19 protein-coding genes are annotated in these 23,305 nt (G+C 73.1%); 9 read left to right on the top strand and 10 right to left on the bottom strand.

Features of this window, described 5'->3' with window-relative positions; genetic code table 11:
* Positions 1-130: 130 nt before the first annotated feature.
* The 4 genes from ACH4B3_RS27200 to ACH4B3_RS27185 all read right to left on the bottom strand — a co-directional run bounded on the left by ACH4B3_RS27200 (position 131) and on the right by ACH4B3_RS27185 (position 4,365).
* Entirely contained in the window at positions 131-853 is a 723-nt protein-coding gene (locus tag ACH4B3_RS27200; protein ID WP_398467063.1) for a maleylpyruvate isomerase family mycothiol-dependent enzyme, read from the bottom strand.
* Positions 854-884: 31 nt separating this feature from the next.
* The gene (locus ACH4B3_RS27195; protein WP_398467061.1) at positions 885-1,097 is read right to left on the bottom strand and encodes a hypothetical protein; all 213 of its coding nucleotides are present in this window, start codon (positions 1,095-1,097) and stop codon (positions 885-887) included.
* Positions 1,098-1,222: 125 nt separating this feature from the next.
* Complete coding sequence (locus ACH4B3_RS27190) at positions 1,223-2,371, bottom strand: aminotransferase class V-fold PLP-dependent enzyme (RefSeq protein ID WP_398467059.1); 1,149 nt, start codon at positions 2,369-2,371, stop codon at positions 1,223-1,225.
* Positions 2,368-4,365 carry a hypothetical protein gene (locus ACH4B3_RS27185; protein WP_398467057.1) on the bottom strand — a complete coding sequence of 666 codons (1,998 nt, stop codon included), beginning with the start codon at positions 4,363-4,365 and terminating at the stop codon, positions 2,368-2,370. The genes ACH4B3_RS27190 and ACH4B3_RS27185 overlap by 4 nt, the downstream gene beginning before the upstream one ends.
* 208 nt (positions 4,366-4,573) lie before the next feature.
* Here ACH4B3_RS27185 and ACH4B3_RS27180 point away from each other — a divergent pair, with 208 nt between their 5' ends.
* From ACH4B3_RS27180 to ACH4B3_RS27150, 7 genes are all read left to right on the top strand, one after another.
* Complete coding sequence (locus ACH4B3_RS27180; protein WP_398467055.1) at positions 4,574-5,938, top strand: ABC transporter substrate-binding protein; 1,365 nt, start codon at positions 4,574-4,576, stop codon at positions 5,936-5,938.
* Entirely contained in the window at positions 5,938-6,867 is a 930-nt protein-coding gene (locus ACH4B3_RS27175) for a carbohydrate ABC transporter permease (RefSeq protein WP_398467053.1), read from the top strand. The genes ACH4B3_RS27180 and ACH4B3_RS27175 overlap by 1 nt, the downstream gene beginning before the upstream one ends.
* The gene (locus ACH4B3_RS27170) at positions 6,864-7,691 is read left to right on the top strand and encodes a carbohydrate ABC transporter permease (RefSeq protein ID WP_398467051.1); all 828 of its coding nucleotides are present in this window, start codon (positions 6,864-6,866) and stop codon (positions 7,689-7,691) included. The genes ACH4B3_RS27175 and ACH4B3_RS27170 overlap by 4 nt, the downstream gene beginning before the upstream one ends.
* An 8-nt stretch (positions 7,692-7,699) precedes the next feature.
* The gene (locus ACH4B3_RS27165) at positions 7,700-9,469 is read left to right on the top strand and encodes a glycoside hydrolase family 36 protein (RefSeq protein WP_398467049.1); all 1,770 of its coding nucleotides are present in this window, start codon (positions 7,700-7,702) and stop codon (positions 9,467-9,469) included.
* Positions 9,466-10,461 carry a LacI family DNA-binding transcriptional regulator gene (locus ACH4B3_RS27160; RefSeq protein ID WP_398467047.1) on the top strand — a complete coding sequence of 332 codons (996 nt, stop codon included), beginning with the start codon at positions 9,466-9,468 and terminating at the stop codon, positions 10,459-10,461. Before ACH4B3_RS27165 ends, ACH4B3_RS27160 begins: the two co-directional genes overlap by 4 nt.
* Before the next feature lie 377 nt (positions 10,462-10,838).
* The gene (locus ACH4B3_RS27155; protein ID WP_398467045.1) at positions 10,839-13,190 is read left to right on the top strand and encodes a collagenase; all 2,352 of its coding nucleotides are present in this window, start codon (positions 10,839-10,841) and stop codon (positions 13,188-13,190) included.
* Between the two features lie 235 nt (positions 13,191-13,425).
* Complete coding sequence (locus tag ACH4B3_RS27150) at positions 13,426-14,448, top strand: proline racemase family protein (protein WP_398467043.1); 1,023 nt, start codon at positions 13,426-13,428, stop codon at positions 14,446-14,448.
* Positions 14,449-14,511: 63 nt separating this feature from the next.
* Here ACH4B3_RS27150 and ACH4B3_RS27145 read toward each other — a convergent pair whose 3' ends face one another.
* Complete coding sequence (locus ACH4B3_RS27145; RefSeq protein WP_398467041.1) at positions 14,512-15,489, bottom strand: ArsR/SmtB family transcription factor; 978 nt, start codon at positions 15,487-15,489, stop codon at positions 14,512-14,514.
* A gap of 105 nt (positions 15,490-15,594) precedes the next feature.
* Between ACH4B3_RS27145 and ACH4B3_RS27140 the strand changes: the two genes are divergently transcribed.
* Together ACH4B3_RS27140 and ACH4B3_RS27135 are read left to right on the top strand one after the other, a co-directional pair.
* Positions 15,595-16,218 carry an isochorismatase family protein gene (locus ACH4B3_RS27140; RefSeq protein ID WP_398467039.1) on the top strand — a complete coding sequence of 208 codons (624 nt, stop codon included), beginning with the start codon at positions 15,595-15,597 and terminating at the stop codon, positions 16,216-16,218.
* 436 nt (positions 16,219-16,654) lie between these two features.
* Positions 16,655-17,404: a DUF4232 domain-containing protein gene (locus ACH4B3_RS27135; protein ID WP_398467037.1), complete on the top strand. Its 750-nt coding sequence runs from the start codon at positions 16,655-16,657 to the stop codon at positions 17,402-17,404.
* Positions 17,405-17,529: 125 nt separating this feature from the next.
* On the opposite strand, the gene ACH4B3_RS27130 is transcribed toward ACH4B3_RS27135, so the two are convergent.
* Genes ACH4B3_RS27130 through ACH4B3_RS27110 form a run of 5 tightly spaced genes read right to left on the bottom strand, consistent with a single transcriptional unit; the run spans position 17,530 to position 23,304 of the window.
* Positions 17,530-19,374 (bottom strand): FAD-dependent monooxygenase, encoded by a 1,845-nt coding sequence (locus ACH4B3_RS27130; protein WP_398467035.1) that lies wholly within the window; start codon positions 19,372-19,374, stop codon positions 17,530-17,532.
* Complete coding sequence (ubiG, locus tag ACH4B3_RS27125) at positions 19,361-20,155, bottom strand: bifunctional 2-polyprenyl-6-hydroxyphenol methylase/3-demethylubiquinol 3-O-methyltransferase UbiG (protein ID WP_398467033.1); 795 nt, start codon at positions 20,153-20,155, stop codon at positions 19,361-19,363. Before ubiG ends, ACH4B3_RS27130 begins: the two co-directional genes overlap by 14 nt.
* 32 nt (positions 20,156-20,187) lie before the next feature.
* On the bottom strand, positions 20,188-22,038 hold the full coding sequence (asnB, locus tag ACH4B3_RS27120) for an asparagine synthase (glutamine-hydrolyzing) (protein ID WP_398467031.1): 1,851 nt from the start codon (positions 22,036-22,038) through the stop codon (positions 20,188-20,190).
* Position 22,039: 1 nt separating this feature from the next.
* Entirely contained in the window at positions 22,040-22,573 is a 534-nt protein-coding gene (locus ACH4B3_RS27115; RefSeq protein ID WP_398467029.1) for an SRPBCC family protein, read from the bottom strand.
* A gap of 38 nt (positions 22,574-22,611) precedes the next feature.
* Positions 22,612-23,304 carry a class I SAM-dependent methyltransferase gene (locus ACH4B3_RS27110; protein WP_398467027.1) on the bottom strand — a complete coding sequence of 231 codons (693 nt, stop codon included), beginning with the start codon at positions 23,302-23,304 and terminating at the stop codon, positions 22,612-22,614.
* Position 23,305 lies beyond the last annotated feature (1 nt).

Genomic DNA, 23,305 nt, shown 5'->3' with positions numbered 1-23,305 from the left:
ACAACCAGAACAACAATGCGTCAGCTGCACAGATGTGCGGTACCGGGGTGGGCTCGCCCGCTTCCCGGCGCCCTTCGGAACCGCCCCGGCGGCGGTGCGGACCGGAAGCGGCGGCGCGTGCCGGTGGCTCTCAGTCCGCCGGGTCGGGCGGCCAGGGGCCCAGTTCCGGCAACCGGGGGCCGGTCGTGCTCAGGTGGCCGTCGACACCCCGTCCGGCCATCCAGGCCGCCAGGTCTCGCACCGCCCCGGAGACCTCGACGGTCGTGCCGCTTCCCAGGGCTCGGGTGACATCCACGTCCGTGGACCGCAGGACCAGTCGCGTACCGGCCGGGGCGCGCCCCGACAGGAAGTCCAGGGTGTGCAGGGCGAAGTCCACCGGCCAGTCGCGGGGACGGTAGCCGACCGCCAGGTCCACGGCGTGGATCTCGGCCTCCCGCCACCGTGCCAGCGCGGTGTCCAGCACCGTGGCGTGGCGGAACCGGACCGGGCGGCGCCAGTCCGCTGCCGTGAGCCGGCTCCAGGTGGCTTCCAGAGCCCGCTGGGCCGACTTCAGGTCCTCCCGCAGCTCGACCACGGGCCGGGCGGCCCCTCGGTCGATGGACCGGTCGCGCCCCGCCTGGCCGCCGTCGTACATGTCGGCGACCTCGCCCCGCAGAGCCGCCGATGCCTGCCGGTCGAAGGCGCGGGCGTTGTCGGCGAGGTGTCCGAGGACATGTCCCCGGCTCCACCCGGGCAGGGCGGAAGCCGCGTCCTTCCGCGCGTCGTCGAGCGCGGCGGCCAGTTCAAGGATCCGGGCGTGCGCTCGGGAGACCCGAAGGACCAGATCGTCAGGTGCTATAGGCGAGTTGACCACTGTCGCAGCCTAGCCGTCGAGCCACTCCGGTTCACCCCTGCGACGCCGCGGCGGCTCGTTTCGCGTACCGGGTGACGAGCACCGTCGCCACCCGGTCGACACCGTCGAGCGAGCCGATGCGGTCGGTGCGGCGCCCGTCGAGGCCACGGGGTGTCGCCCGGACCGCGAAGGCGGGCAGGTCGTGCGGGCCGGTCGTGGTGAGGGCGAAGCCCGCCGCCGGGTCACCGGCGAGTGCCCGGGCCACGTCGGACGGCCGGGCCGGACGCGCGCCGCCCGGTCGCCGCCGGCGTTGCGCCCGGCGCCCGGGCGGCCCGCGACTCCAGGGGGTCCGCCCCCGCGAGGTCCCGCCGCCGCTGGGCTGCCCCGCCCTCAGGCGGCGGCCAGCAGCGAGCCCAGGCCCATGGCGAGGCGCTCGTACTCCTGGGGCCGGTTGTAGATCTGGCCGCAGATCCGGATGCCACCGCCGCCGGTCCAGGGCCAGATCAGCACCCGGCAGCCGTACCGGGCGGCGATCTCCTCGCGCAGGGCCTCGGCCTCGGCCCGGGTCCTGGCCAGGTTCGGCGGCAGGCGCAGGGCCCGCATGGCCAGTGACTCGTCGGCGGGCAGCGGTGTCAGCCCCGGGAGCGCGGAGAGGAGTTCCGCCCCGTAGCCGGCCAGGCTGCTGTTGTGGCCGCGCACCCGTTCGGCGCCGAGTGAGGCAAGCAGGTCGAGCCCCTCGGGGGCGGCGAGCCAGCCGGTGTAGTCAGCGGTGGCCCGGTACTCCACCGCGCGCGGGAAGCCGCGGTCGTCCTCCCAGGAGGGGACGGGGGCCGGTACCCGGCCGCGGTGGGCGGGGGCCACCGCGAGGACCGCGCTGCCCGGCGGGGCGTACCCCCACTTGTGCAGGTTGCCGAACCAGAAGTCGGGACGGCCGGCCAGTGGGGCGGCGATCATGCCGGGGGCGTGGGCGCCGTCGACCACGGTGGTCACCCCTCGTTCGGCGAGGTCGGCCAGCAGCCGGGCGGTGGCGATCGGGCGGGCGGTGGGCGAACTGATCTGGTCGAGCAGCGCTGCCTTGGTGCGGCGGGTGACGGCGGCCAGCACCGCCCGGCGCACCGCGTCCTCGTCGGCCAGGAACGGGTCGAGGGCGACGGTGGTGAGGCGGGCCCGGCGGGCGGCGGCCCGGACGACGGTGCCGTAGCCGTGGTCGGTGACGAGTATCTCGTCGTCCCCGTCCAGAGCCAGGGCGTCCAGCGCGACTTGGGCGGCCTCGGTGGCGTTGGTGACGAAGGCGATTCCTTCGCGGTCGGCGCCCAGGTGGTCGGCGACGCGGGCCCGGGCCGTGGCGAGCCGGTCCGGCACGGCCAGGAAGAACGCGTCGGGGTCGCGCAGCGCCTCCGCCAGCAACCGCCGGCGGGCCCGGGCCACCGGGACCGGTACGGCACCGAAGGACCCGTGGTTGAGGTGAGCCGTCTGACGGCCGAGCCGGAACAGCCGCCGGCCGCCGGGGAAGGGGGCGGGCGGCGTGGGCGCGGTCACCGCACCTCCACGGTGACCGTGCTGCCGGGGGCCACACGGGTCCGGATGGTGGTGCAGGGCACACCGTCCACCACGGTGGTACGGGCCGGACGGGCCACTCCGTCGACCGTGAGGGTGCGGTGGGAGCCGGGGAAGCGGGCCTCCCAGGTGTGCGGGGCGGTGCCCGAGGTGTGGGTGAGGGTCGACTTGCGGGCCCCGTCGTGCCGCAGGGTGAAGGCGGAGCCGCCGATACGCAGGTCCTCGATCTGCAGCCAGTCCATGCCGGAGGGCAGCAGCGACCGGGTCGCCAGGGCGCGGGCGGGGGCGTCGGGGGTGACTCCCATCAGGCCCTGCACGGTCTGGCTGAGCAGGGTGAAGGAGACTTCCGGGTAGTCGCCGTTGGCGCCCTGCCCGGAGTTGACGTGCCGCACGTCCTTCTGCTGGTAGACGTGCCGCATCCACTTCCAGGCGGTGTCGGCGCGGTTGCCCGCGAAGAAGGTGTCCGGCAGGTAGGTGAGGGCCTCGATGTTGTCGGGCCGGCCGGCGCCTTCGGCCTGCTCGTCGATGTAGTCCAGGTAGGCGTCGAGGCGGGCGCCGGGGGCGATGATCTGCTTCATCGGCATGAACCAGCTGTTCTCCTTGCCCCAGCCGGTCAGCGCGCGGCCGTCGGTGGTGTAGCCGCGCACCATGCCGGCGCCCGAACCGGTGCCGCTCCAGGTGGAGTTGAAGTACCGCTTGAGTTCGTGGGCCCGGCGTTCGAAGAGGCCGGCCGTCTTCCGCTCGCCCTTCGCCCGGGCCAGGGCGGCCATCGCCCGGTACGCCTGGTACTGGCTGGCGATGGCGTCCCCGGCCTCGGCGAGCGGCTCTCCGCTCTGCTCGTTGTAGCTGGCGGTGCCCTGGAAGATGCCCCGTCCGGTGCCCTCGGCCACCCGCACCCGGCCGTTGTCCTTCTGCCCGTCGTGCAGGGCGATGAACTCCTCGGTGGTGTGCCGGTAGAAGTCCCACAGGGCGGGGTCGGTGAGGTAGTCGCGGTCGCCGCTCCAGCGGTAGGCCTCCTCGGCCTTCTGCACCAGTTCGAAGGGGGCGGGGACCTCACGCACGAAGAGTCCGGGGTCGCGGTAGTCGATGGACAGGTACGTCCGGGCGTCGAAGTTCTGCGCCCACACGGGGTAGTACTTGTGCCCGGGGGTGGCGGACGCGGCGAAGGAGCGCAGCATCTCCTTGTTCTCGGCGTGCAGGCCCAGGATGCCGGCACCGGCGAGCTGGTGGGCCATGTCGCGTGAGTAGTAGCCGCTGCGATTGGCGTAGCCGGCCCAGTAGGAGGGGGCGTAGGTGCCGCTGCCGGTACCGCTGGTGTTGCGCTCGTCGACGTTGAGCGGCCCCCGGGTGCCCGGCAGGTGCACCCAGCTGTTGGCCTTGCCCTTGGCCCAGTCGAACATCTCGACGATCTCCGGGTCGCTGGAGCTGATCCGGGGGTCGGCCGGGGCGGAGGGGGAGACCATCACGTCGTCGACGTTGACCCAGCCGTCACCCGACTCGAACACGACCTCCAGCCGGTCACCGGGAGCGAGCCGGATCCGGTCGAGCGTGTGGCGGCGGTAGCCGTCGGTGCCGGGGAGGGTCCGGGCGGCGGCGGTGGTGCCGTTGACCCGCAGCGCGTACCGGCCGCCGGGGCCGCCGGTGGCGATCCAGGCCGAGATGTCGTAGCTGCCGTGCCCGGTGGCGGTCACGGTCTGGGAGATCGTTCTGCCGCTGCCGGCGTCGAGGTAGGCCAGGCGGCGTCCGCCGTGCGGGGAGTTGGTGGCGACTCCGGTGCCGGCGGTGAACTCCCAGCCCGAACCGCCCGCCTCGAAGCCGGGGTCGGCCACGGTCAGCAGGGCGGGTGCGCCGGCGCCGCGCCGCGCGGCCGGTGCCGTGCTGCCGGCCGGGTCGGCGGCGGCGGAGCCGAGGGTGAGCGGGACGAGCGGAGCGAGCAGCGCGACAGCGGCGAGCAGCGTCAAGCGGGAACGCGTCATCGGGTTCTCCCGGATCGGGTTCGGTGGTCGGTCGGCGGCCGCGGCGGGGCGCACGCTAGCAACGAGCGCGGAAACCTTGCAATGGATCCGACGGACTTGAGGAGAAGGAAATGCTGAAAATTTTCAACTCATCATTGCAACTCATGGAGTGGCCCTTGTACTGTCCCGGCCCGTCAGCTTCCGACGGAGCGAGCGAGGGTGATGCCACATGGCGGAGAAGAGACCGGAGAGCCGGCCCGGACGTCGAAGCGTGCTGCGGATGGGCGGCGCACTGGCCGCGGCCGCGGGCCTGGGAGGAATGTCGGCCGCCTGCTCCGGGACCGGCTCGACCGGCTCGGGCGCCGTGGGGGACGCCCGCAAGGGCAGGATCACGGTGTGGTCCTGGCAGGGGCCGGCGGCCGGACTGAAGTCCCTGGTCCCCGAGTTCAACAGGTCCTACCCGGACATCGAGGTGACCGTCGAGGACATCGGCAACCCGGCGATCTGGAACAAGATCACCACCGGCATGGCGGCGGGCGGTCAGGGACTCGCCGACGTCCTGCACATCGGCGTCGACTACCTCCCCGGATACGTGGAGCGCTTCCCCGGGGGCCTGGCCGACCTCGCCCCGCTGGGCGCCGCCGCGCACCGGAACGCCTTCGCCCCCGGCCTGTGGCGCACCGTGTCCCCGGACGGCAAGCGGGTCAACGCCCTGCCCTGGGAGGCCAACTCGGCCGGCTTCTACTACCGGGCCGACCTCTTCGAGCGGGTCGGCGTCGACGCCGAAGCGCTGCGGACCTGGGACGACACCGTCGAGGCGGGCAAGGAACTCAAGGCCCGCACCGGCGCCCATCTGCTGGGCATCGACAAACCGGCGTCGCAGGCCGACGCCGCCAACTTCTTCCAGATGCTGCTCCAGCTCCAAGGGGTCTTCTACTTCGACCGTGAGGGCGCCATCACCCTGGATTCCCCCGAGGCCGTCCGCGCCCTGACGCTGATCAAGACCATGAACGACGCGGGCCTGGTCAGCGATCTGTCCGGCGGCTGGAACGCCCTGATCAGCTCGCTGAAGAAGGGCACCGCGGCGGTGCTGCCCTGGCCCACCTGGTTCGGCGGCATCATCGAGGAGCAGGTGCCCGACGAGGCGGGGAAGTGGAAGGTCCGGCTCCCGCCGGCCGTGCGCCCGGGCGGCTCCACCGCCGCCACGGTCAACTCCACCCACCTCGCCGTCGCCGGCAGCAGCAGACACCAGGCGGCCGCCTGGTCCTTCATCGAGTTCGCCCTCACCCGCCCCGCCTCCCAGGTGCGGATCCACCGCGACAAGGGCATCGCACCGGCCCTGATGAAGGCGTACGACGACGCCGTCTTCCACCGGCCGTCCGCGTTCTTCAGCGGCCAGCGCACCGGCGAGATCTTCCTCGGCGCGCTCAGGGCGCCCTCCTCCGCGGCGAACTACACCGCCGACTACGCCCGCGCCCTGAAGCTGGTCACCGACGCCCAGTCCAAGGTGCTGCTGAAGGGGGCCGACCCGGCGAAGGTCCTCGCGGAGGCCGCCCGCCGACTGGCCGGCCAGACCGGCCGGAAGGTCGCCTGATGACCCTCGCCGAGACGACCGCGGACCAGACCCCGGCCGCCCGCTCCGCCCGGACGCCGGCCCGCTCGCGCCGGCGCCGTGGCCGGGCGGCCCCCTACCTCTTCGTCCTGCCCGCGCTGCTGCTCTTCACCGCCTTCAAGCTCTACCCCATCGGCTGGTCCTTCTGGCTGAGCCTGCACCGGACGGTGGCCGGCGCCGAGGTCTACGTGGGCGCCGACAACTACGCACGCCTGGTCGACGACCCACTGCTGTGGACCGCGCTGCGCAACACCGCGGTGATCCTGGCCGTGCAGGTGCCGGTGATGCTCGCCCTCGCCACCGGGCTCGCCCTCGCCCTGAACTCCACCGTGCTGCGCGGCCGGTCCGTCTTCCGGCTGGGTTTCTTCCTGCCCGTGGTCACCGGGCTGGTCGCCTACGGCATCGTCTTCTCCGTCCTGCTCAACCGCGACTACGGCCTGGTCAACTGGATGCTCGGCGGCATCGGGGTGGGCCCGGTGCCCTGGCTGACCGACCCGCTGTGGGCGAAGATCTCCGTGGGCCTGGCGCTGACCTGGCACTACACCGGCTACAACGCGGTGATCCTGCTGGCCCGCCTGCAGACCATCCCGCGTGAGCTGTACGACGCGGCGGCGGTGGACGGGGCCGGTGCCTGGGCCGTGTTCCGCCATGTCACGCTGCCCGGCCTGCGCCCCGCTCTGCTGCTCACCACGGTGCTGTCCACCATCGGCACCCTCCAGCTCTTCGACGAGCCCTATGTCCTCACCGGCGGCGGACCGGACAACGCCACGCTGACCATCGGCGTGTACCTGTACCAGAACGCCTTCACGTACTTCGACTTCGGCTACGCGTCCGCCATCGCCTACGCCCTGGCCGTCCTCACCGGACTCCTCGGCCTCATCCAGTTCCGCCTCCTGGGGGAGAAGTCGTGACCACTCGCCATCCCGGCAGGAGCATCCTGCTCACCTCCGGGCTCGCCATCGCGCTGGCCGCCGTGGCCGTCCCGTTCTACTGGCTCGTCGTCGCCTCCACCCACAGCTCGCGGGAGATCTTCGACAGCCCGCCGCCGCTGCTGCCCGGCGGGCACCTCGGCGAGAACCTCACCTCGCTCCAGGAATCCGCGCACTTCGGCCGGGTGGTCCTCAACTCCCTGGGCATCTCCCTCATCTACACGCTGGCCGCGGGCACGGTGTGCACCCTCGCCGGATACGCCTTCGCCACCTACCGCTTCCGCGGCCGCGAGGCGCTGTTCGGCCTGCTGATGCTGGGACTGGTGATCCCCACCCAGATCACCCTGGTCCCGCTGTTCAAGATGATGGCCGAGCTGCGGTGGCTCGACACCTACCAAGCCGTCATCGCCCCCAACCTGGCGCTGCCCTTCGGCATCTTCCTGATGCGGCAGTCGATGGCGGCCCTGCCGAAGGAACTGCTCGACTCGGGGCGCATGGACGGCTGCGGGGAGCTGCGCCTGCTGTGGCGGGTCGCCCTCCCGCCGATGCGGCCGGCCCTGGCGGCCCTGGCCATCTTCCTCTTCCTGTTCCAGTGGAACGACTTCATCTGGCCGCTGATCGTGCTCCGCGAGGACACCTCGTTCACCATCCCGGTGGCGCTCGCCTCGCTCCAGGGCCTGGACGAGACCGACTACGGCGCCATCCTGGCCGGCACCTCGATCGCCGCCATCCCGATGGCGCTGGTGTTCCTGGCCCTCCAGCGCCACTTCGTCTCCGGCCTGCTCACGGGCTCAGTGAAGGAGTGACCATCAGCATGCACACCATCCCGACCCCCGCGGAGCCGGTGACCACCGCGCACGCGGCTCCGGCCGCCGCCGAGCCGCTGCTGGACCAGGTGTCGATCGCCGTCCTCGCCCCCGGCGCGCGGGTGAGCCCCCGCTGGACGCTGACCGCACTCCCCGGCGGACTGCGGATGCTCCAGGTGCGGGCCGGGGACGCCCCCGTGGAGATCCGGCTCTCGGTGCCGCTGGGCGACGCCACCGGCTACTGGCACCCGCAGGCCGGCTGGCGGCGCACCCTGGTGGCCGACTGGGCGGGCCGCGGCCGGGCCTGCCTGGTCGACGGTCCCGCCGCCGGCTGCCTGTACGAGCACTCCGGCGCCACCCTGCTCACCTTCGCCACCGCCGACCCGGTCCCGGAAGCCACCGTCCGCTTCGGGGTGTCGGAGGAGAACGACACCCATGTGGTGCACCTGGGCCTGCCGGCCTCCGCGGAGCCGCACCGGCTGCTGCTGGTCCCGCGCGCGCCGTCGGTGGCCGCGGCGATGCGGCGGCTGCGTGCCTGGTTCGCCGCCGCCCACCCCCCGATGCCGGTGCCGGACGCCGCCCGAAGGCCCGTCTACTCCACCTGGTACGCCTTCAACCAGGACGTCACCGCGGCCGCCGTCGAGACCCAGGCGGAACTCGCCGCGGAGCTGGGCTGCGGGGCGCTGATCCTGGACGACGGCTGGCAGCGGCTGGGCAACGGCCGGGGTTACGCCGGCCTGGGGGACTGGCAGGCGGATCCGGTCAAGTTCCCCGACTTCGCCGGTCATGTGGCCCGGGTACAGGCCCGCGGGCTGCGCTATCTGCTCTGGGTCGCGCCCCTGCTGATCGGCCCGGGGGCCGGCTGCCACGACCGGTGGGCGCCCCACGCGCCGCTCCCCGCCACGGTGCCCGGCGCCCGGGTGCTCGACCCGCGCCGGCCCGAGGTGCGCCGCCATGTGATCGAGCTGTGTGTCTCCCTGGTGCGCGAGCACGGGCTGGACGGCCTCAAGCTGGACTTCCTCGACCAGGCGGCCGGGTACGCCGGCGACGGCGCCGGGGACGTGGGCCGGGCGATGGCCGAGCTGCTGACCGGGCTGCGCCGGGCGCTCGAACGGGTGCGGCCCGAGCTGCTGCTGGAGCTGCGCCAGCCGTACACCGGTCCGGGCATGGCGCCGTACGGCAACATGCTGCGCTCGTTCGACTGCCCGGCCGACGCCACCGCCAACCGGGTGCGCACCCTGGACACCGGGCTGCTCGCGGTGGGCGCTCCGGTCCATTCCGACATGCTCATGTGGTCCCGCCGGGCGCCGGTGGAGGCGGTCGCCCGGCAGCTGATCGGGGCGCTGCACGCGGTCCCGCAGATCTCCGTACGGCTGGACCGCGTCCCGCCGGAGCATCTGACGACCGTGCGGTTCTGGCTGGGCTGGTGGCACCGGCACCGGGCACTGCTGCTGGACGGCCGGCTGGAGCCGGGACGGCCCGACGAGCTGTACCCGCTGGTGACGGCGGCGGCGGAGGGGGAGTGCGTGGTGAGCGTGCACGGCGACCGGGTCGTGCCGCTGGACTTCACCGGGTACCGCCGCTACCACCTGGTCAACGGCTCCGACCGGGACCGGGTGATGGTGGAGGTCACCGGCGGCGGGGGGCGGGTGAGCGCGCGGGTCCACGGTCCGGACGGCCGTATCATGGATGATCCGCTGACGCTCCCGCCGGAGGGACCCCACCCCCTGGCCGTTCCGCGCGGCGGTCTGGTTTCGCTCACGAAAGGACCGCGATGAAGGTCGGGATCACCGACGTCGCAGCCCATGCACAGGTCAGCGAGGCCACCGTGAGCCGGGTGATCAATCGCCGGCAGGGGGTCTCGCGGAAGACCCGGGAAGCGGTCGAGCGAGCCATGGCCGAGCTGGGGTACGAGCGGCCCACCCAGGGCCAGCTGGTGGCGGTGGTCACCGAGCTCGTCTCCAACCCGTTCTTCGCGGATGTCGCCGAGCGCATCGAGTCGGCGCTCGCCCCGCACGGGCTGAAGACCGTACTCTGCCCCGCCTTCCCCGGTGGCGTGCAGGAGCAGGAGTTCATCTCCGCCCTGGTCGACAAGGGCGTGGCGGCGGTGGTCTTCCTCTCCGCGTCCAACACGGTGGAGGGCGCGGACACCGACGCCTACCGGCTGCTGCGCGAGCGCCGGGTGCCCTATGTGGGGATCAACGGCGAGTTCGCCGACGGGGTACCGGTACCGGTCTTCTCCACCGATGACGCGCTCGCCGCCGAGCTGGCCGTGGACCACCTGCACCGGCTCGGGCACCGGTGCATCGGCATGGCCTCCGGGCCGCCGGGCAACCGGCCCGCGGACCGTCGGGTGCGGGGGTTCCTGGACGCCATGGCGAGGCGGGGCGTCCACGACGCGCAGCGGTGGGTGATCCGGCAGGCCTACACCGTGGAGGGCGGACAGGCGGCGGTCGCCCCGCTGCTCGCCATGGGGGCCACCGGGATCGTCGCGGCCAGCGACTACATGGCGCTCGGCGCCATCCGCGGGATCCGCCGGCAGGGCAGGTCGGTGCCGGACGACGTCTCGGTGGTGGGCTACGACGGCTCGACGATCACCGAGTTCACCGACCCGGCGCTGACCACCGTCCGCCAGCCCGCGGACCGGCTGGCGCTGGAGGTGGGCCGCAGTGTGCTGGCCCTGGTGAGCAACCGTGAGGTGCCGGCCGGGGAACTGCTCTTCGACCCGGAGCTGGTCATCCGCGCCTCCACCGGGCCCGCCCCCGAGTAGCCGCCGCGGACGCGGCCCGCCCGCGTCCCCGCCGCACCGGGACGCGGCCGAGCCGACGGCGCCTGGTGTCACCGGCCCGTCGGCCGGTCCACGCCCCACCGGCGGGGGAGGGGCGGGCGGGCCGGCACGGTCCACGGGCCGAGGGCGGCGGCCGTGCTGCCGCCGCATCCGCCGGCCGGGCGGTGTGAACTCGGCTCGGCGGCGGGGGAGTCGAGCCGGGATTGACCGGCGCACAGGTCTTGCCTGTGCAATTTCACATTATTATGTTGAGGGTCACATTGCATGCCGAGGCACCGTCAACGCCCGGCAGGGCACGGCATTTCCCGGCTTCATCGGCCCGTTGCCGCGCCCCTTCACACCCCCCTCCGGAGGAACTGGTGTTCCAGCGCAGACCCGTGCGTTCTTCGCTCCTCGCCGCCACGGCAGCGGCGACCCTCTTCACCACCGCGGCACCGGCCGTCCAGGCGGCCGACTCCCGGTCCACCGCCCCGGCCACCTTCCGGGCCGCGCCGACCGGCACCCCCACGCCGGGAGCCCAGCCGCACGACGAGGTGGAGCGCCTCGCCAAGGCCCCCCGCCCGGCCGCGAAGCCCGCACCCGCCCCCGGCGACGCCGCCGAGGGACGCATACCGGGACGGCAGGAGCCGGCCAAGGCCACGGCACCGAAGGCCAAGGTCACGGCACCCCGCACCGCCGCCGGAGTGCCCTGCACCCTCGACGGCGTCACCGGACTCGCCCCGCAGGCACTGGCCGACTTCCTCGCCGACCCGGCCGTCACCGCCGAGGGCTGCCTCAGCGGCCTCATCTGGTCGTGGGACGCGCGCCTCGCCCCCGTCATGTCCGACGCCCACGTCCAGGCCGTCGGCAACCGCATCGGCTCACTCGCCGCAACGCACGACGGCACCAACCGCAGCCACCTGCTGGAGCTCTTCACCTACCTCCACGCCGTGGCGTACCACGACTTCAGCCGCGGTGAGATCGACATCACCGACCCGGCCACCACGGACGCCATCGCCCGGGCCATCGACTCCTTCGGGGCGGCGGCCCGGACCTTCGACGCCACCCGAACCAACGCGGAGACCCTCCGCGAGGCTCTCTACGCGGGCAGCGCCCCCGGCCTGCGGCACCGCCAGCTCGGCCTGGTCAAGAAGGTGCTGGCGACCATGGACGGCAGCCACTCCTCGACCAGCTCGGACCCCGCCTGGGGCGGCGCCGTACTGGCCGCGCTCTCGGTGAACTACCTCGGGGTCTACCCCGGGAACCGCGACTCCGACTTCCACGCCGCCGTCGCCCGCGACGACTCCTACCGCGCCGCCTTCAAGGCCTTCGCCGGCCACGCGCACCTCAAGGGCACCCCGAACGAGTGGGTGGCGCGGGACGCCGTCATGGAGTACGGCCGCTTCGGCCAGGTCGACGCGGTACGCGACGCGACCGTCGCCGACCTCGGCGGACAGGTGCTGCCCGCCACGGTGACCAACTTCGGCTACGGCAGCGCCCCGTGGGCGAAGACCGTCTCCTGGCTCGACTTCTACGGGGCCTGCAAGCCGTACCAGGTGTGCAAGGAGGACATCGAGAAGGTCGTCCTGCCGAACACCTACTCCTACGACAAGGGCGCCATCAAGGTCCGCACCGCCCTCCCCCGGAGCACGGTCGACCGGCTCTACTACGCGAGCAAGCAGGTCAAGGCGCAGTACCACCGGGTCCTGGGGACCGAGCAGCCGCTCGCCGGGGACCCCAACGACGTGCTCACCATCGTGCTGTACGCGTCCCGCGCCGACTACGAGAACTACCACCCGCTCCTCACGGGCATGGACACCGACAACGGCGGCGTCTACATCGAGCGGGGCGCCACCTTCTACACCTACGAGCGCCGGGTGCCGCAGGACTCCTCGCTGACCCTGGAGGAACTGTTCCGCCACGAATACGTCCACTACCTCAACGGCCGGTTCGCCGTCCCCGGCTTCTTCGGGAAGGGACCGTGGTACGAAGGCGACCGCACCACGGCGATGGACGAGGGCACCGCCGAGTTCTTCGACGGCGCCACCCGCTCCGACGGGGTGGCGGTGCGCCGCTCCCTGGTCAAGGGCATCATGGCCGACACCGCCGACGGCAGCCCGCGCATGACGGTGAACCAGCTGCTCCACGCCACGTACGCGGGGGACGGATTCCGGTTCTACAACTACGCGGGCACCTTCTACGAGTACCTGTGGACCCAGCGTCCCGGCACACTCCGGGAGATGTACCGGCACCTGCGCGCCGACGACCCGGCCGCCTTCGACGGCTGGCGCCGCCGCCTGGGCTCCGACTCCGCCGTGCAGCGCGAGTACGACGCGTTCCTCGACGCACAGATCGCCAAGGTGGACGACCTGTACGTGCCGGCCACCACCTTCACCCCGAACGAGCGGCTGAGGGACTCCTCGGTGGACGCCGTCCGGGCCGCCTTCGCCGCCGCGACGTACATGAACCCGGACTGCGCGGAGAACGGCGACCCCGGCAAGCGGCGCTTCGTGTGCACCGGAAGGATCACGGCGAACCTGTCGGCGGCCGGCAGCCCGGACCAGGTGTTCAAGGACATGTCGGAGACCGTCGACTACTTCATCCTCGACCGCGCCGGCGCCGCGACCAACAACCTCGCCGACATGAACTGCAGCTTCGGCGAGGTCGAGATCTGGAGCGACCGGCGCGCCGGCACCGCCGGCTACACCTGCGAAGGCCCGCTGCGCAGCTGAGCGTCGCACCGGGATGGTCCGCGGCGCGCCCCGCGACCCCGGCGGACCACCCGGCCCGGCCCCGGCCGCCGGTGCCCGTCGGCCGCGCCGTCACCTCGTCCCGGCCCCGGTGCGCGCCGGGGCCCCGCCGCCGGCACTCCCGGCGGCGGGGCCCGGTGGTGCGCCGGCCGCCGGCGTGTCGGCCCGGCCACCCGCCCCGCCCCCGCTCCGTCCCCCGTCAGTGAGGAACTCCGCAGTGATCACGGTCCGCACCACCGACTACCACACCGCCGGGGAGCCGTTCCGCATCGTCCGGGAAGGGCTCCCTCCGGTGCCCGGCGACACCCTTGCCGAGCGCTTCGCCACCGCCGTGGGCGCGGGAGGCGCCCCCACCTCACCCCGCCGCGGCCCCCTCGACGACGTCCGCCGGCTGCTGGTGCGCGAACCGCGCGGGCACGCCGGTATGTACGGCGGCTTCGTCGTCCCGCCCGACGACGAGGGCGCCCATCTCGGCGTCCTGTTCTGGCACAAGGACGGCTACTCCACCGCCTGCGGCCACGGCACCATGGCGCTGGGCGCCTGGGCCGTCGAGGAAGGCATCGTCGCCGCCCCCGCCGACGGCGCCGTCCAGGTCCGCGTCGACGTCCCCTCCGGCCGCGTCACCGCCACCGTCCACCGGGAGAACGGCCGCACCACCGGCGTCACCTTCCGCAACGTACCGGCCCGGATCACCGCCCGGGCCGTCCCGGTCGCCACCCGGGCCGGCACCGTCGAGGTCGACCTCGTCCACGCCGGGGCCTGTTACGCGTCGGTGTCCGCGGCCCGTCTCGGTCTCTCCGTGGACCGCGCCGCGCTGCCCCGGCTCATCGCCGCGGGGCGGGAGATCCGGGCCGCGCTGGCCGGCCACCCCGGGAGCCGCCATCCCGGCCGGCCGCTGCTCTCCGGGGTGTACGGCGTCATCCTCCACGAGGACCTCGCCGACACCTCCGAAGGCCCGGCCCAGCGCAATGTCACCGTCTTCGCCGACGGCCAGTTCGACCGGTCCCCCTGCGGGTCGGGCACCTCCGCCCGGCTCGCCCTGCTCGCCGACGAGGGCCGCCTCGCCCCCGGCCGGCTCCTGCGCCACGAGTCGGTCGCGGGTACGGTCTTCACCGGCCGCGTGGCCTCCGTCACGGATGAGGGCACGGTCACCGACATCACCGGCACCGCCCACCGCACCGGCGAGCACCGGTTCGTGCTCGGGCCGCACGACGACCTGCCGGAAGGGTTCCTGCCGTGACCGGCACCGGCTCGGACACACGGGACACCAGCGTGCGCGTCCGGCCCGGTCTCCCCGCAGGGTTCAGTTCGCGGTGCACAGCGAGTGCCCCACCGGGGAGCGCTCGTAGAACACCTCGCGCCCGCTGCGGGTGCGGGTGACCAGACCGCCCTCGTGCAGCACCTTGAGATGCTGGCTCACGGCGCCCGGCGCCATGGACAGCCGGCGCGCCAGGATGCTCGTGGTGGCCGCTTCGGTGAGGGTGACCAGGATCCGGGCCCGGGTGCGGCCGATGAGCGCGCTGAGCGCGTCGGCGGTGGGGACGGCCCCGTGCGACCAGACCGTGGCCACCCCCGCGGCGGGGTAGACCAGCATGGGTTGGTACGGCTCGGCCATCACCGTGGTGTCCGGCCAGTGGAAGACGCTCGGGACGAGGACCATGCCGTCGCCGTCGAGAGGACCGCTGCGCCGCCAGGCACGCGTGCGCACCCGCAGGCGGCCGTCGTGCCAGGTGATGTTCGGGTGCAGGTCGTTGAACATGGCACCGGCCCCGTCGCGGGTCAGCTGCCGGGAGCGGCGCAGCACCTCCGACTCGAACAGGCCGCGGATCTGCGGCCAGTACGGGTGCAGCGCCGTGTCCCAGTACAGCCGCAGCTCGGCGGCCGCGCGGGCCACCCCGGCGGCCGGGTCGGCGAGGAACTCCCGCACCGGCGGGGTGCCCGCGCCGGGAACCCGGGCCGCCTCGCTCGCCGCCTCGTCCGGGTCGGCCGCGGCGACCAGCTCCAGTTCGGCGGCGACGTCCGGCAGCGGGCCGGTCGGGGGCGGGGTGAGGAAGTCGGTGATGTAGGGGCCCAGCGGCACCAGTTCGAGGAGCAGCCTCAGGTCGAGGCCGGCGAGCCGGGGGCGTACGGCACGGATCCACGGCAGGTGCAGGGCCTGCCGCCCGGGATCCCGCAGCATGCGCAGGCTCGCCACCGCCTCCGACAGCGGTGAGAAGGCGAACCTCAGACGCGCGAGGTCGGCGGAGGTGAAGTCGAACTCGGCGTACGAGGATTCAGTCACGGATGAAACATTTACGGGGCGGGGGCGCCCTGGTCAACCATCGTCGTCGTGGCCGTCGGAACGGCCGACCGCCCGTCAACGACTTCAGGACCAGGGGATACCACGATGCGCAACCGATTCCACGAGCCCCTCACCGCGGACAACGCCGCCCTGCTGCTGGTGGATCACCAGATCGGGCTCTTCACCGGCGTGCGCGACCTCGGCGTGAGCGAGCTCAAGCACAACGTCACCGGTCTGGCCAGGGCGGCGCTGCACCTGGACCTCCCCGTGGTCGTCACCACCACCGCGGCGGACGGCATGTGGGGCCCCCTCATCCCGGAACTCCGCGCCGCGCTGCCCGAAGACCTCCGGGTCATCGACCGCAGCACGGTGAACGCCTGGCACGACGACCGGGTCCGGAACGCGATCGAGGCAACCGGACGCAAGAAGATCATCATCGCCGGGGTCTCCCTCGAGGTCTGCGCCGCGTTGCCCGCGATCGCGGCGACCGCCGACGGCTACGACGCCCATGTCGCCGTCGACGCCTCGGGCACCTTCTCCCCGACGAAGCGGGAGACCGGGCTCCTCCGCCTCCAGCAGGCAGGAGTGGTGGTGAGCGACTACGCGAGTCTCGCCGTCGAGATCCTCGCCGACAACGCGCACCCGGCCGCGCGGGAGGTGTACGCCGATCTGGACATGCCCTTCGCCACCCTCGTCGGCCAGCTCGCCGCCGCATACGGCCGCCGGTGAGACCTCCGCGGTGCCCCGGATCCCGCGCCGGGAGCACCGCCCCCTCCTCACCCCGCTGCCGCACCGGCTCCCGCGGCCCGCCGGCCCTCGTCCGCGGAGCCGGGCCGGCCGCGGCGCCGTCCCGCACCACGCCGTGCACCGGACGCGAACGCGCACCGCCGGGCCGGGCTCACGGCGGGACGAGTCCGCGTCGCCGGCACCGGTGGCACGGGCCGCCGGGGCCCGCGGTCCGGCAGGCAGCCTCGGCGGCGGAGCGCCGCGGTCCGGGCCGGGAGGACGGCCGGGTTCGCGGTTTTCCGACGGAACCTTCCGCTCCCTGTCTCCGGTTCGTCACAGGCCCGCGTGGACGCGCCGGTCCGGGACGACGCGTGCCGCAGACTCTGCGTGCGCATTCGAGTCGAGGGCGGCCGTACCGCGGCCGATCACGGGGGACACCATGACCACTTCCACCTGCCCGGAACACAAGAACCCCAGGGGCTGGAAGACCTACGCCGTCGGGGCCGCGGTGCTCACCGCGCTGCTCGCGTCCACGGCGTGCGAGTCGGACGGGAACGACGGCCCGGGCGACGCCAAGGCCACGGACCGGCCGAGCGCGACCGGCGCGCCCACGCCGGGGACCGGCTCGGCGACGCCGGACCGGACCGGCCCGGCGACACCCGGCGGGACCGGTTCGGTGAAGCCGGGCGGCGGCTCCGGCGACACCGGCGGAAGCGACGCCGGCGGTGACGGCGACGCGGCCGCCGTCACCGCCTGCGCCGGGGACGCCCTCTCGTTCTCCGCCACCAACGAGTCCCAGGAGGGCGAGGCCGTCAGGCACCTCCTCCTCACCGTCACCAACGTCGGTGACAAGAAGTGCAACGTCCACCACTACCCCGAAGTATGGCTCGGGTCCGACGCGCAGGCCCCGGTCGCCGTCATCAAGGACAGCGATCCGCAGGCGCTCGCCACCCTCGCGCCGGGTGCGGAGGCGTACGCCGCGGTGCTGGTCAGCGGCGGCGCGCGGGACACCTATGAGGCGGACTCCATCACCCTCGGCCTCCAGGACCGCGAGCCCGGCAGCACCGTCGGCGACCCGATCGACGTCGACCTGCCCGGCGTGGACTCGCTGACGGCCGACGACGGTGCCCGGGTCACCTACTGGATGACGGCCTCCGGCCTCGCGCTGCGCTTCGTCACGTCGGCCTGAGGCGTGCGGCCCCCGAGAGCCCGCCCCGCCGCACGCCGCCGCCCCGTGACGGCCGCACGAGGCGGCGCCGGTGGCCCGTACCCGCGTCAGCGGTCCGGGCCACCGGCGCCGGGGGCGCGGGTGACTCAGCCGGCGCCACCGGTGGCCGGTGAGCCGGCCGTGCCCGCCGCCGCGCCGTTCGACGCGGCCACCGGCGCGGCGGAGACATGGCACAGCAGCCGGGCCATGACGTCCGGCAACCGGCCGGCGGCCTCCGCGGAGGCGGCGCGCCATCCGACATGCCCGTCGGGCCGCACCAGGACGCAGCCGTCGGCGGCCACCTCCCGGACCCGCTCCCACTGGCCGTACGGATCCCGGAGCGCCTCGCCCGGGCCGATGCCCCGTACCGTCACCTGCACCCCGGTGCGCTCGGCCGCCGCGCGGGCCGCCTCGTGCCAGGGGCCGCCACCGGCCCCGGTGAGCAGCACGAACCGGCCCTGGCCGGTGATGTCCAGGGTGGAGCAGCGGCGCCGGCCGTCCTCCAGCCAGGCGTGCGGAAGCCGCGCGCCCGGCCAGGTGGTGGCCTGGTAGGTCAGCTCCGGATCGCCGTCCGGGACCGGCTCCGGGGTCTCGTCGGGCACGATGGCACCGGACCGGTAGCGGTAGCCGATCTCGACGCCGTGGGCGTTGACCTGGTAGTCGATCTGCCGGGTCGCGGCGGCCAGGGCCTCACGCCGGGCCTGGCCCTCCTTGGTGTCCTCCTCCAGCTCCCGCAGCAGCCGCCACTGCTCGGCCGCGCTCTGCCCCTCGGTGAACCCCAGCGCGTGCGGGATGCCGTGCAGGTCGAGCATGGACCGGAAGGCCCGGTCGACCGCCTGCCCGCCGACCGGCTGGCGCTCGGTCTGGTACGTGTCCAGCAGCCCGGGGCCGGCGCGCCCCTCCAGTACCAACCGGAGCTTCCAGCACAGGTTGAAGGAGTCCGCGACCGCCGTGTTCAGCCCCAGCCCGTTGGTCGGCGGGTTCTGGTGCACCGCGTCGCCGACGCAGAACACCCGGCCGCTGGCGTAGCGGGGCGCGATGGTGCTGCTCAGTTCCCACGGCGAGATGTTCTTGATGGTGACCGGAACCGAGGAGTCGCCGATGCTCTCCAGGATGCGCGCCCGCATCGCCTCCGGGTCGTTCTTGTCGAAGCCGCGGTCCGGGTCGTCGGCGCACAGGAACACCCACTCGTTCCACGGCCGGACGGAGATGAACACCCGCATGTCGCCCGGCCGGTCCCCCGGGCACGTGCCCATGTAGAGGATGCCGGGCCGGTGCGCGCTGAAGCGGGACAGATCCGCCTCGAACCAGACCGAGACGGCCTTGGCGAACCCGCTGGCACCCTCGACGGCGAGCCCGGCCTGCTGCATGACCCGGCTGCGTGCCCCGTCGGCGCCGATGAGGTAGTCGGCGCGGACGGTGTACTCGTGGCCCGAATCCCGGTCCCCGATCACCGCCGTGACGCCGTCCTCGTCCTGCTCCAGACTGCGGAACTCCTGCCCGAACCGCAGCTCCCCGACCCCGGCCCGCTGCACCGCCGCCACCAGCAGCGGCTCCATGAGGTGCTGCGGGAGGTTGCACATCGGGGCGGGGCTGGCCGCGCGGTAGTCCCCGATCCGGTCCGGCCCGTTGCCGTACGCGTCGAGCCTGCTGATCTCCGCCCCGGCGAAGGTCGACATGAAGACGTGGTTGGCCAGGAACTCGGCGGGGGCCGCCTCGGCCAGCACCTCGTCGGCCACCCCGAGGTCGCGGAGGATCTCCCCGGTGCGCTGGTTGAGCAGATGCGCGCGCGGGGTGTGCGCGGTGCCCGGGTACTTGTGCACCACCAGATGGCGGACGCCGTAGCGGGACAGGGCGAGGGAGGCGGTCAGGCCGGCCGGCCCACCCCCCACGACCAGCACCGGCACCCTGATGTCCGGGGTGGTCCCCGACGTGCGGTCAGCTTGCGGCATGGGCACTCCGCTCGGCCTTGTGGGCGTACCCGGCGTAGATGATGGAGGTGTCCTTGTTGTGCGCGAGCCCGAACTGGCGGCCCAGCTCGCCGTAGCTGATCTCGCCGCGGGCCCGGCTGCGCAGCAGCCGCAGCACCTCGCGCTGCGGGCGGCTGGAGCCGAAGCCGACGAGGTCCCGGTTGGTCAGGCCGTGCTTGGCGAACAGGCCGTGCAGCTCGGCCGGCTTGATGAACTGCTTCCAGTCGTGCAGGTTGCGCGGCGCGAAGCTGACGGACTTCCAGTCCTGGGCCATCTTGATCATCACCAGCCAGGAGCGGAAGGTCCGGTTGATGGTGTCGTAGAGGTAGTGGCCGCCGGGCCGGAGCACCCGCACCGCCTCGCCGACCGCCTGGTCCGGGCTGGTGACGTGCTCCAGGGTGTCGCAGCAGTAGACCAGGTCGAAGGCGCCGTCGGGGAACGGCAGCCGCTCCGCGACGCCGTGCCGGTACTCGATCTCCAGGCCCGACTCGCGGGCGTGCGCGGTGGCCGCCGCCAGGGACTCCTTGGACGGGTCGAGGCCGGTGACCCGGCAGCCCGCGGCGGCGAACTGCTCGGCGAGGAGCCCGCCGCCGCAGCCGACGTCCAGGACCTTGAGGCCGGTCAGATCCATCCGCAGCCGCTCGGTGAGGACGGTCCGGAAGTACTGGAACCGGGCGGGGGTGAACTCCTTGAGGGTGGCGAACGGCTGATCGTCGCGCCACCAGGCGTCCGGAGCGTTGTACAGGTCGTTGTCGACAGCCATGTCCGGGTGCTCCTTAGAGGGAAGGGGAGGAGTCAGGAGAGTTTGATGACCGGTCGCCGGATGTCCAGCCAGACGGCCAGGTCCAGCACCCGCTCGAACGCCTCGCGCTCGTCGCGCTGTACGGCCTCCGCCGGCCCGCCCGCCGCCTTGCGCAGCGCGTCCCCGTCGAAGAACTCCACCGCCTGGTGGCCGGCCGACAGCCGCTCGGAGACCTGGCGCTGGAGCTCGGAGACATAGGCCAGTTCCTGGGTGTGCGGGTACAGCGCCTTGGTGCGGTCGGCCACCGACGCCGGCAGCGCGTCCCGTACCGCCGCGCGCAGCAGGCTCTTCTCCTTGCCGTCGAAGGTCTTCATCGCCCAGGGGGTGTTGAAGACGTACTCGACGAGCCGGTGGTCGCAGAACGGCACCCGCACCTCCAGGCCGACCGCCATGCTCATCCGGTCCTTGCGGTCCAGCAGCATGCCGAGCAGGCTCGTGAGGTGGACGTAGCAGTGCTGCCGCATACGGCGCTCGTGCGGGTCCTCGCCGTCGCGGCCGGGTACCGCGGCCACCGCCTCGGCGTACCGCTGGGCCCAGTAGCCGGGCACGTCCAGGGTGGTCAGCAGCAGCTCCGGGTCGATGAGCTTGGTCGGGTGGCCGGACGGGTCGAGCCGGGAGGCGGTCACCCAGGGGAACATGTCGGCCTGCTGCACCACGGGGATGTGGAACCAGGGGTAGCCGCCGAAGATCTCGTCGGCCGACTCCCCGGACAGCGCCACCGTGGAGTGCTCGCGGATCGCCTTGAAGAGCAGATAGAGCGAGTTGTCCGCCTCGCCGAAGCCGAAGGGCAGATCCCGGGCGGCGACGGTGGCCTGCCGCACCAGCGGGTTGGCCAGCTCCTGGTAGTCCAGCCGGATGTCCTGGTGCAGGGAGCCGACGTGCTCGACGACCTGGCGGGCGTACGGGGCGTCCTGGGTGGCGCGCAGCTCGTCGTCCGACCGGAACTCACCGCTCTGCACGAAGTCGACGGTGAAGGAGCGGACCTGCTTGCCCTGCTCGCGCAGGTGACGGGCGGACAGCGCGGTCAGCGCGCTGGAGTCCAGGCCGCCGGAGAGCAGGACGCACAGCGGCACGTCGGCCACCAGCTGGCGGGCCACGATGTCGTCCAGCAGCTCCGAGATCCGGGCGACCGTGGTGGGGGTGTCGTCGCGGTGCTCGGTCACCTCCAGCTTCCAGTAGACGTGCTCGCGCAGCCCGGTGCGGTCCAGCGTCACCAGCGCGCCCGGCTTGACCTCGCGCATCCCCGCCCACACCGCCTGGCCGGGCGTCTTCACGAAGCCGAACAGCTCGCGGAAGCCGTCGGCGTCGACCACCGCCTCGGCCAGCGGGTGGGCCAGGATCGCCTTGGCCTCGGAGCCGAACAGCACCCCGTCCTTGGTGGGGTAGTAGTAGAGGGGCTTGATGCCCAGCCGGTCCCGCAGCAGCACCAGCCGCTCGCTGCGGCCGTCCCAGATGCCGAGCGCGTACATGCCGTTGAGGTGCTCGGCGACCGCCTCGCCCCACTCCAGATAGCCGCGGAGCACCACCTCGGTGTCGCTGGCGGTGCGGAACGCGTGGCCCCGGCGGCGCAGTTCGTCGCGGAGCTCGGTGAAGTTGTACGCCTCACCGCTGTAGGTCATGGCGACCGGGCCGTCCGGCGTCTCCACGACCATGGGCTGGGTGCCGCCCTCGATGTCGATGACGGCCAGCCGGCGGTGCCCGAGCGCGGCGGACCGCGACACCCAGGTGCCCTCGGCGTCCGGGCCGCGGCAGATCATGGTCTCGTTCATCGCCTGGAGCAGCGGGAGTTCACGCTCGCTCGCCAGGTCCCGCTGGAAGGAGACCCATCCGGAGATGCCACACATGTCAGTTCCCCCTTGCCGTGGAGTCGCCGCCGCGCGCGCCGGCACGGCCGATCATGAAGTCGCGCAGTCCGTCGATGTGTGACCGCCCCGTGGGAGCGAAGAAGAACCGGTCCAGCGGGCCCTGGACGAAGTTCCACGGACGCCGCAGCTCGGCCGCGAAGCGCCAGCTGAACCGGGATCCCTGCGGTGTCGGCTCGACGACGTAGTCCTCGATCAGGTGCCGGAATATCGGGCGGGTCGCCTCGACTCCGGTGAAGGTCTTGCGGCGCCCCTCTTCCCAGCGGTAGAAGCGCTCGCGGAGCAGGAAGTTGCCGCTCATGTCGATTTCCCGGGTGGTGCCGACACCGAACGGCCGCGGCGAGGTCCAGGTGAGCTTGTTCATGCCCTTCGTCCAGCTCGACACCTCGTCCCCGGTGAGTGCGGCCCAGGTCTCCTCGACCGGGAAGGGGATGTCCACCGACCGGGCGTGGCGCAGCGGAGCCTTGTCGAAGAACGAGTCGTCGACCTCTTCGATCGCGTACCAGCGGTTGCCCACGGGCGAATTCCTTTCTTACCGAGCTCTCACTGGCGTTGTCACTGGGCGGCGGTGCGGGCGCGGAACAGTCCGACGCTGCCACGGACCACCAGTTCATGGCCGGCGAAGTGCTTGTCGAGCTGTTCGCGCAGGTCACCGAGGCTGTCTTGGTCGTTGTGGAAGACGCCCTTGGCATTGAGGTTGTTCATCAGCCAGCGGCCGGCGCGGCTCACCGGGACACCGGAGGACAGCACCGTGCTGCCGAAGACCACGCCGCCGGGCCGTACCGCCTCCGCCGCGTGCGCCAGCACCACGCCCTTCTCCCGCAGGCTGCCCGGGATGCAGTGCAGCAGGAAGCTCAGGGCGACCGAGTCATGGGCCCCCTTGGGCAGCGGCAGCGGCTCCAGCGCGTTCGCGACGACCTGGGTGGTGCGGTATTTCGCCAGCCGTTTGGCGGTGAAGTCCAAGGTGGCCGGGTTGAGGTCGACCAGGGTGATCCGGGGGTCGGGGACCGGGAAGCGGCAGTGGTCGAGGAGGTAGCCGGTGCCGACGCCGATCTCGACGTGTTCGGCGCCGACGCAGGTGTCGTACATCTGCAGGAAGTTCCGCGGCGGGCAGCGCCAGAAGAACGGTGCGCTGCCGCGGTGGACCATCAGGTCGTAGAAGGCGAGCGCGCGCTTGTGGTAGGCGGACTGCCCGTCCAGGACGTCCTGGTCGACCGGTTTCGGATCACGGCTGTGGTCGATGCTCATG

Origin of the sequence: Streptomyces sp. NPDC018031, from assembly GCF_044327625.1 — a bacterium.
In the GTDB taxonomy this organism is placed as follows: domain Bacteria; phylum Actinomycetota; class Actinomycetes; order Streptomycetales; family Streptomycetaceae; genus Streptomyces.
Note: the sequence above shows the minus strand (reverse complement) of the source record. Positions and strands in the feature narration are given on the sequence as shown.

Bases quoted from the DNA above. Each gene is read 5' to 3' on its own strand.
- ACH4B3_RS27185 (WP_398467057.1), bottom strand. From the start codon at position 4,365: ATGACGCGTTCCCGCTTGACGCTGCTCGCCGCTGTCGCGCTGCTCGCT.
- ACH4B3_RS27180 (WP_398467055.1), top strand. From the start codon at position 4,574: ATGGCGGAGAAGAGACCGGAGAGCCGGCCCGGACGTCGAAGCGTGCTG.
- ACH4B3_RS27175 (WP_398467053.1), top strand. From the start codon at position 5,938: ATGACCCTCGCCGAGACGACCGCGGACCAGACCCCGGCCGCCCGCTCC.
- ACH4B3_RS27165 (WP_398467049.1), top strand. From the start codon at position 7,700: ATGCACACCATCCCGACCCCCGCGGAGCCGGTGACCACCGCGCACGCG.
- ACH4B3_RS27160 (WP_398467047.1), top strand. From the start codon at position 9,466: ATGAAGGTCGGGATCACCGACGTCGCAGCCCATGCACAGGTCAGCGAG.
- ACH4B3_RS27140 (WP_398467039.1), top strand. From the start codon at position 15,595: ATGCGCAACCGATTCCACGAGCCCCTCACCGCGGACAACGCCGCCCTG.
- ACH4B3_RS27135 (WP_398467037.1), top strand. From the start codon at position 16,655: ATGACCACTTCCACCTGCCCGGAACACAAGAACCCCAGGGGCTGGAAG.
- ACH4B3_RS27130 (WP_398467035.1), bottom strand. From the start codon at position 19,374: ATGCCGCAAGCTGACCGCACGTCGGGGACCACCCCGGACATCAGGGTG.
- ubiG (WP_398467033.1), bottom strand. From the start codon at position 20,155: ATGGCTGTCGACAACGACCTGTACAACGCTCCGGACGCCTGGTGGCGC.
- asnB (WP_398467031.1), bottom strand. From the start codon at position 22,038: ATGTGTGGCATCTCCGGATGGGTCTCCTTCCAGCGGGACCTGGCGAGC.
- ACH4B3_RS27110 (WP_398467027.1), bottom strand. From the start codon at position 23,304: ATGAGCATCGACCACAGCCGTGATCCGAAACCGGTCGACCAGGACGTC.